This window comes from Vibrio sp. Y176, from assembly GCF_033438945.1.
This window is the reverse complement of record NZ_JAWOQS010001225.1, coordinates 1-509: the sequence shown is the minus strand read 5'-3', so window position 1 is coordinate 509 and position 509 is coordinate 1. Positions and strand designations below refer to the sequence as shown.

The following is a 509-nucleotide window of genomic DNA, read 5'->3' as shown; positions in this document are numbered from 1 at the left end:
AAAGAGTTTGATTCGATCATGATCGAAGGTGCTGGTAGCCCAGCGGAAATCAACTTGAGAGAAGGCGATATAGCAAACATGGGGTTTGCGGAAGCAGCCGATGTGCCAGTGATCATTGTTGCGGATATTGATCGTGGCGGTGTGTTTGCGCATTTATACGGAACATTGGCGTTACTTTCTGAATCTGAACAGACGAGAGTAAAAGGGTTTGTCATTAATCGCTTTCGTGGCGATATTCGTTTGCTGCAATCAGGTCTGGATGGGCTAGAAGAAAAAACGGGTAAGCCTGTTTTAGGCGTGTTGCCATATCTGCACGGCTTGAACCTAGAAGCCGAAGACGCCATTACTGCACAGCAGGAGTTGAACTCTGAAGTTAAGTTAAATGTGGTTGTTCCGGTGTTAACGCGCATTAGCAATCATACTGACTTTGATGTTTTACGCTTAAATCCCGACATTAATCTCCGCTATGTTGGGAAAGGTGAGAAGATAGATAAAGCCGATCTCATCAT

General features: G+C 45.0%; 1 protein-coding gene. It reads left to right on the top strand.

Going from position 1 to position 509, the window contains the following annotated elements; genetic code table 11:
* Window positions 1-509, top strand: a 509-nt coding sequence (locus R7O13_RS31095; RefSeq protein ID WP_318305757.1) for an AAA family ATPase, incomplete at both ends; no start/stop codon positions are given.